Annotated in this window: 8 protein-coding genes, 1 tRNA gene and 2 pseudogenes; 7 read left to right on the plus strand and 4 right to left on the minus strand. The window is 73.5% G+C overall.

What is annotated here, in order from left to right; genetic code table 11:
- Both ABL57_RS22440 and htpX read left to right on the plus strand, forming a co-directional pair.
- Positions 1 to 593, plus strand: a pseudogene (locus ABL57_RS22440) (hypothetical protein); the annotation flags it as partial.
- A gap of 302 nt (positions 594 to 895) precedes the next feature.
- A complete protein-coding gene (htpX, locus tag ABL57_RS16765; protein WP_047804622.1) occupies positions 896 to 1780 on the plus strand; it encodes a zinc metalloprotease HtpX in 885 nt (294 codons plus the stop codon).
- Positions 1781 to 1909: 129 nt separating this feature from the next.
- Here htpX and ABL57_RS22445 read toward each other — a convergent pair whose 3' ends face one another.
- A complete protein-coding gene (locus ABL57_RS22445; protein WP_160310809.1) occupies positions 1910 to 2071 on the minus strand; it encodes a hypothetical protein in 162 nt (53 codons plus the stop codon).
- A gap of 92 nt (positions 2072 to 2163) precedes the next feature.
- Positions 2164 to 2655, minus strand: coding sequence for a YajQ family cyclic di-GMP-binding protein (locus ABL57_RS16770; protein ID WP_047804623.1), 492 nt, complete (start codon positions 2653 to 2655; stop codon positions 2164 to 2166).
- Between the two features lie 146 nt (positions 2656 to 2801).
- Between ABL57_RS16770 and ABL57_RS16775 the strand changes: the two genes are divergently transcribed.
- The 4 genes from ABL57_RS16775 to ABL57_RS16790 all read left to right on the plus strand — a co-directional run bounded on the left by ABL57_RS16775 (position 2802) and on the right by ABL57_RS16790 (position 4553).
- The gene (locus ABL57_RS16775) at positions 2802 to 3110 is read left to right on the plus strand and encodes a hypothetical protein (protein ID WP_047804624.1); all 309 of its coding nucleotides are present in this window, start codon (positions 2802 to 2804) and stop codon (positions 3108 to 3110) included.
- Between the two features lie 86 nt (positions 3111 to 3196).
- Positions 3197 to 3278, plus strand: a tRNA-Tyr gene (locus ABL57_RS16780).
- A 301-nt stretch (positions 3279 to 3579) separates the two neighbouring features.
- Positions 3580 to 3786 (plus strand): hypothetical protein, encoded by a 207-nt coding sequence (locus ABL57_RS16785; protein WP_047804625.1) that lies wholly within the window; start codon positions 3580 to 3582, stop codon positions 3784 to 3786.
- Positions 3787 to 3872: 86 nt separating this feature from the next.
- Positions 3873 to 4553 carry a class F sortase gene (locus ABL57_RS16790; RefSeq protein ID WP_047804626.1) on the plus strand — a complete coding sequence of 227 codons (681 nt, stop codon included), beginning with the start codon at positions 3873 to 3875 and terminating at the stop codon, positions 4551 to 4553.
- A gap of 15 nt (positions 4554 to 4568) precedes the next feature.
- Here ABL57_RS16790 and ABL57_RS16795 read toward each other — a convergent pair whose 3' ends face one another.
- Positions 4569 to 5606 (minus strand): LLM class flavin-dependent oxidoreductase, encoded by a 1038-nt coding sequence (locus ABL57_RS16795; RefSeq protein ID WP_047804627.1) that lies wholly within the window; start codon positions 5604 to 5606, stop codon positions 4569 to 4571.
- Between the two features lie 116 nt (positions 5607 to 5722).
- Between ABL57_RS16795 and ABL57_RS21440 the strand changes: the two are divergent.
- Positions 5723 to 6085, plus strand: a pseudogene (locus tag ABL57_RS21440) (thioredoxin family protein); the annotation flags it as partial.
- Between the two features lie 34 nt (positions 6086 to 6119).
- Here ABL57_RS21440 and ABL57_RS16805 read toward each other — a convergent pair.
- Positions 6120 to 6737: VIT1/CCC1 transporter family protein (locus ABL57_RS16805; RefSeq protein WP_047804629.1), on the minus strand; the 618-nt coding region annotated here is incomplete at its 5' end.

Consider the following 6737-nt stretch of genomic DNA (forward strand, 5'->3'; position numbering starts at 1 on the left):
GGCTGGCGGTGACGGGCCCGGGCGGGCCCGGGGACGGGACGACCCGGGCCGCCGACGGCGGGGGCGCCGGCCTGGGCACCCCGAGCGGCTCCTCGCCGACGTCCACCGCCGAGGGCGGGGACGACCGGGCGCGCGCCGGCGGTCCCGGCTCGGGCATGGGCGTGCCGTCCCTGCCCGTCGTCGATCCCTCTCCGGGCCCGTTGACGGAGGCCGCCGCTACCGCCCGGACCGCGGCCCGCGGGCCGATCGGCACGGCGGACGGCGACGCCGCGGACGCCGGGGCGGGGGCACCGGGCCACGACGGCGCCCGGACCGCGGCCTCCTCGAGGACGAACGGAGAAAACGGCGCCGCGGCGGAGCGCACCGGAGCGGACGCGCCGGCGGGGGAGCGTGCCCGCGACGGCGGCAGCACCCCGGACGGGCGGAGTGGCTCCGGCGGCGCCGCGACGGACGGAGGGAGCGGCAGGACACCTGCGCCCCAGGACGGTCCCGCCCCGGCTCCCCGCGACCCGGCCGGACCACCGGTCCAGGACCGGCCCGGCGACCGCCCGGCGGAGCAGCCGGAAATCCCTCCCGCTGACACCCCGGCGTGACGCCGGCGCCCGAGCCGGGACCGTCGGTCCCGGATGTCCCGACCACCGCACAGGGCGCCGACCTTGCACCCGGCGGGAGTGCTCCCGCCGGCGGATCCACCCCCAGCGCCTGAGCCGGGGTTCCGCCGCGCCGTCGGGCCGGCGGAGCACCCGGGGGTGCTCCAAGAAGAGGGCTCGGACATCCGATGCTCGGAGTCGGCTGGGAACTCGCCGTGCGCACGGCAGGGCGGGAAGAGGGCGGCCCCCGGCACCGTTGTCCTGAGCAGTAGTCCACGCCCCCGGCAGAAGGAGCCGCGCCCACGATGCACCAGCACCACAACGGACTGAAGACCGTCCTGCTGCTCGGCGGCCTGTGGGGTGTGCTGCTCGCGATCGGGTGGGTGGTGGCCAGCGGCACGGGCAGCAGCGTCTTCATCTGGGTCTTCGCCCTCCTCGGGCTGGCCTCCACCGCCTACAGCTACTGGAACAGCGACAAGCTGGCGCTCCGGTCCATGCGCGCCATCCCCGTCACGGAGCAGCAGGCCCCCGGGTACCACCGGATCGTGCGAGAGCTGTCCCGGCGGGCGAACCAGCCGATGCCGCGGCTCTACATCGCCCCGACGATGAGCCCCAACGCCTTCGCGACGGGGCGCGACCCCGAGCACGCGGCCGTGTGCGTGACCGAGGGCATCCTGCAGCTGCTCGACGAGCGGGAGCTGCGCGGCGTCCTGGGCCACGAGCTGATGCACGTGTACAACCGCGACATCCTCACGTCCTCGATCGCTGCGGCCGTCGCCGGCATCATCACCTCCGCGGCCCAGTTCCTGCAGTTCACGGCCATCTTCGGCGGCGGCCGGGATGGCGACCGCGGCAATCCGCTGGTCGGGCTGCTGCTGGCCTTCCTCGCCCCCCTGGCCGCCACGATCATCCAGCTCGCCGTCTCCCGGACCCGCGAGTACGACGCGGACCAGGACGGCGCCCAGCTCACGGGCGACCCGCTGGCCCTCGCCTCGGCCCTGCGCAAGATCGAGGCGGGCACCAGCGCGCGTCCGCTGAACCCGGCGGACCAGAAGCTCGTCAACACCTCGCACCTGATGATCGCCAACCCCTTCCGGGGCGGCGGGGCGTCCAGCCTGTTCCGCACCCACCCGCCGACCGCCGACCGCGTGGCCCGGCTCGAGGGCATGGCCGGGCTGGGCCGCCGCTGAGCGGGCGCGCCGTCACCTGCTGTCCTTCAGCGGCCGGCGCGGTCGTGTCGTTACCTGAGGACCGGTGCCGGAGACCTCCATCGGGTATGACGACGCCCCGTCTGCCGCACGGCAGGCGGGGCGTCGTCGTCAACGCTCGAGCGTCTCCTCGGCGTGCTCGAGCAGCTCGGCCATCATGCTGAGCACCGCGTGCCGCTCCAGGGCGTTGATCGCTGCGGGATCCGTCCGGTACCTGGTCGACAGCGCGGTGTGGAAGCTGCGGATCTCGTCGAGCCGGTGCGCAGTGATCATGCACCGACCGTAGCTCCGGGCGGAGCCGCCGACCAGACGTGCCGCGGTGACCGTCCGACGCCGCGGCGCCCCTCCGGGGCTGGCGCCCGGGCTCAGCGGTAGTTGATGAACTGCAGGTCGACCTCGAGGTCCGAGCCCTTGAGCAGGGCGATCACGTCCTGCAGGTCGTCGCGGGACTTGGAGGACACCCGCAGTTCGTCGCCCTGGATGGTGGCCTTCACACCCTTGGGGCCCTCGTCGCGGATGAGCTTGGTGATCTTCTTCGCCTGGTCCTGGGCGATGCCCTCCTTGACGGAGGCCTCGATCCGGTACTCCTTGCCGGAGGCGAAGGGATCTCCGGCGTCGAGGGACTTCAGGGAGATGCCGCGCTTGACGAGCTTCGACTGGAAGACGTCGAGCACCGCGGTGACCCGCTCCTCCGAGTTGGCCTTCATGAGGATCTTCTCGCCGGAGAAGTCGATCTCCGCCCCCACGCCCTTGAAGTCGTAGCGCTGGGCGATCTCCTTCTGCGCCTGGTTCAGGGCGTTGGACACCTCCTGCTTGTCCACCTTGCTGACGACGTCGAACGAGGAATCGCTGGCCATTATGCCTCCCGGACTGTGGGCTGTGAGCTGTGGGGCGGGCGACGTGCGTCCCGCCGGACTGGGCGCCAGTCTAACGGGCGGTCCCCGTCACCGTTTCGTGATCCGAACCCAAGGATCCGTCCAGGTCGGCCTTCGAGGATGGCGGCATGAGCACCTCCCAGGACCCCGACGACGTGGTGCCCGGTGCGGCTCGGAGCCTGCGCGGGACCGCCGTCGCGGCCACCGCGCTGGCGGCCGCCCTGCTGATGGGCATCGGGATCGGCCCCGCCGCGGCCGACGCGACCGCCGCTGCGGGGAGCGCGGTCGCCACGGCCCCGGCGGCGATCGGACCCGAGGCCGCGGAGCGGCTGGCCGGGATCGCCGAGGACCTCGCGGAGGCCGTCACCCACGGGGAGATCACCACCCAGCAGGCCGAGCGCTTCCTTCTGCAGGTCCACCACCGCATCGTGTCCTGAGCCCGCCGGGCGTGGTCCGGGCAATTTCGCATCCCGCCCGATCTTCTGTACTGTTGAAGTGCTCCCGCACGCGGGGGTCGCACCCCGGCAGATTACCCGAGCGGCCAAAGGGGGCTGACTGTAAATCAGCTGGCATTGCCTACGGGGGTTCGAATCCCTCATCTGCCACACCGAGATGTCGCAGGACATCGAAAGCACCCCGGACCACAGGTCCGGGGTGCTTTTTCGTGCCGGGGCGCTGATGGTCCGGTCGTTGCCGAGGGCGTCACCGTGAGCAACCTGGTCACGGCCGCCGACCACCTCCACGACATGAGCGGGCACTTCAACTCCGTCGTGGCCGACGCGGGGACCGCCGCCCGGCACGAGACGGTGCAGACCGACCTGGAGCACGCCATCGTGCACGCCGACACCACGGGCCCGGCGCGCGACGACTGGAACGCCGTGCTCGGGTCGCAGCAGGGCTGGGCCGATGCCCCGGGAACGCGGAGGCCTGCTCACCGGCACCGCCGACTGGACCGGCGCCGAGGGCGACTCTGCCTCCGGCGTGAACCAGGGCATCAACATGCAGACGGCCGAGGAGACCGGACCCGGTGCCGGCGTGCTCGCCGCGCTGCTGGCCTCCGTCGCGGCCGTCGCCGGGGCCGTGGCCTTCCGGATGCGCCGCGCCCGCGCCTGATCCCGCTAGGCTAAGACGCCCTGGTGCCGCGCTCGCGCGGCACCAGGGCGCAGTCGTCTGCCGACCCGAGCACGGAGGCCTCCCGCATGGACCCCACGCAGCAACAGGCACCGCGCCGCCGGTCCGGGGCGCGCTGGGCGGCCGCGGCCGGGGGCCTCGGCGCCGTGGCGGTCCTGTCCACGGTGCTGCTGACGGACCCGCTCGGCGCGGCCCCGCCGGAGCCCGTCCCACCGGCTCCCGCCGCGTCCGCCACCGCGGCGCCCACCCCGGGTCCGACCGCCGTGGCCGCGCAGGAGCCGGGCGACTCCCGCCCGGAGGCCGCTGCGCCCGTCCGGCTGCGGGTCGACGACGCCCGGCTCGACGTGGCGGTGCTGCCCCTGGCCCCCAGCGAGCAGGAGCTGGCCACCGAGATGCTGGTCCCCCCGGACACCCTGGACGGCTACTGGCTCACCCCGTACGGCATGCCGGGGGAGGGCTCGGAGAACACCACGTACATCACGGGGCACAGCTGGGAGGGCCGTGACGCCCCGTTCAACCGGCTGAGCGACCCCGGCCTCGTGGGGAGCGAGATCGAGCTGGAGACGGAGAACGGGACCCTCGAGTATAGGGTGGACTCCGTGGTGACCCACGACAAGAACACCCTCAAGGACAGCGACATCTGGCGGATCGTGCCGGACCGGCTGGTCGTCGTCAGCTGCTACACCGAGGACCTGTGGGGCAAGAACGTCGTGCTCACGGCCTCGCCGGTGCCGTCGGGGCAGGCCTGAGGACAGCCGGGGCGCTCAGCACAGCGCGGCTCGCACCCGGGGCACCACCTCGGTGCCGAGCAGCGTGATCGCCTCGAGCGCCAGGTGGTGGGGAACGCCGCCCGCGTCCATCCGCAGCAGCAGCCGCTCGTGGCCCAGCGCCTGCTGCTGGGCCACGATCTTCGCGACGACCTCGTCCACGTCCCCCACCACGAGGGAGCCGTCCGGGGCGCACTGCCGGTCGTACTCCTCGCGGGTCCACCGAGGATCGCGCGCGAGGACGGGGCCGTGGCTGCGGGCCCCCGCCGCGAAGTAGGGATAGCTGAGCTCACGCGCCTGCTCGGCGGTGCGGGCGACGAACCCGGGGACGTTGAGGCCCACCGGGGTGTCCGGGTCCCGGCCGGACTGCTCGAGGGCCTGGCGGTAGGCCGCCACGGCCGGGAGCGCCTCGGCGAGGAGCCCGTGCGTGCGCAGCAGGGCCAGGGGAAGGCCCAGCACCCCCGCGCGGATCACCGAGTGCAGGGTCCCGGAGGAGCCCACCCACACCGGGAGCCGCGCCTGCAGCGGGCGCGGCTGGAGGTCGAGCTCGGCCTCCCGGCCGGCGAGCCGGCCGTCGAAGGTCGAGGGGTTCGTCTCCAGCAGCTCCAGCAGCTGGAGCAGCTTCTGCTCGAACAGGGCGTCGTGGTCCGCGTCCTCCAGCCCCAGGGCGCGCAGCACGCGTGCGGACGCGCCGCGGCCCACGACCATCTCGGCGCGCCCGCCCGAGATGTTGTCCAGCATCGCGATCTGCTCGTAGAGCTGCACGGGGTTGCCGGCGGTGAGCACGGACACGGCGGTGGTGAGGCGCAGCAGGCTGGTGCGGCCGGCGATCGCGGACAGCAGCACCACCGGTGAGGCGGCCACCACGTCCGTTCCGTGGTTCTCCCCGACGCCCATGACCGTCAGGCCGGCGCGCTCGGCGGCCTCGGCCTGCTCCCGGCGTGAGCCGGCCATGATGATGGTGTCGGGCCGGGCGCCGGTGACGGGATCCTGGACGACCTCGCCGAGGGAGAAGATGCCGATCTCGAATGCCATGGTGCGCCTCCGCCCGTCCCGCTCGTGGCCCCCAGTGTAGGAGCAGCGCGGGCCCGTCTTGAGCCACGAGTGAAATCCGGTGCCGCCCGGGTGGCCCGGCCCCTACGCTGGATCCCATGGCTACCGTTGACATCACCCAGGACACCCTGGGCCAGACCATCGCCGAGAACGACATCGTCCTGCTCGACTGGTGGGCCGAGTGGTGCGGACCGTGCAAGCAGTTCGCGCCCACCTACGAGGCCGCCTCCGAGAAGCACGAGGACATCGTCTTCGGGAAGGTCGACACCGAGGACCAGCAGATGCTCGCCGCCTCGGCGCAGATCTCCTCGATCCCCACGCTCATGGCCTTCCGCGAGGGCATCCTCGTGTTCTCCCAGCCCGGCGCGCTGCCCTCTTCCGCTCTCGACCAGGTGATCGACGCCGTCAAGGGCCTCGACATGGAGGAGGTCCGCGCGGAGGTCGCCAAGCAGTCCCAGGACGTCGTGGGCGGGACGCGAGCCCGGGACGCGTGGGTCAGGCGACGCCGGCGACGCCGAACAGCGAGCCGAGCGCGAAGGTGGCCACCAGGGCCAGCGCCCCGCCGACCACCACGCGCACCACCGCGCGGCCGCGCTGCGGGGTGCCGCCGAGCTGGGCGCCCAGCCAGCCGGTGACGGCCAGGGCGGCGAGCACGGCGGCGAAGGTGACCGGGATCCGCCAGGCCTCCGGCGGCAGGAGGATCGCCAGCATGGGCAGCATCGCCCCGACGAGGAAGGACAGCGCCGAGGCGACCGCCGCGCCCCACGGGCTGACGATGTCCTCCTGGTCGATGTTGAGCTCCGCGTCCAGGTGCGCGGCCAGGGCGTCGTGCTCGGTGAGCTCCTGCGCCACCTGTTGGGCCGTGCCGACGGACAGGCCCTTGGCCCGGTAGATCTCGGCGAGCTCGCGGAGCTCGGCCTCGGGCATGTCGAGCAGCTCCTGCTTCTCCTTCTCGATGAGGGCCCGGTGGGAGTCCGCCTGGCTGGACACGGACACGTACTCGCCCTGGGCCATGGACAGGGCGCCGCCGACCAGGGCGGCGCCCCCGGCCAGGACGATCGCGCTGGTGCTCGTCGTGGCGCCGGCCACGCCCACCACGACCGCGGCCAAGGG

It is taken from the genome of Kocuria sp. SM24M-10 (assembly GCF_001027955.1).
Lineage (GTDB): Bacteria > Actinomycetota > Actinomycetes > Actinomycetales > Micrococcaceae > Kocuria > Kocuria oceani.